We start from the raw sequence: 252 nt of genomic DNA, 5'->3' as shown, positions 1-252 counted from the left end.
ACAACAAGGTGAACACATGATAATGATCGCATTCGCACGAATACCATAATGAATGGCATAGTCAGTAGCCACATCACAAGCATGCAATGCAATCATTACATCTGTTTGTTTTGGTGCATGCGTTTTTACATCTCCACAAAGAAAGTCTATACCTTGATGATCCTAAGTAGATGCAGTTTCATTGCATAAATCAGCTAATGCTTGTCGTAACTCCTCTGCCGTCACTTGCGCGTCATTCTTTAAGGTATGACG

General features: G+C 40.5%; 1 pseudogene. It reads right to left on the bottom strand.

Annotation, left to right across the window (positions count from 1 at the left end):
* A pseudogene (locus V6255_RS18125) lies at positions 1 to 252 on the bottom strand (methyltransferase); the annotation flags it as partial.

Origin of the sequence: Psychromonas arctica (genome assembly GCF_038155225.1) — a bacterium.
In the GTDB taxonomy this organism is placed as follows: Bacteria; Pseudomonadota; Gammaproteobacteria; order Enterobacterales; family Psychromonadaceae; genus Psychromonas; species Psychromonas arctica_B.
This window is presented reverse-complemented; position numbering and strand designations above follow the sequence as displayed.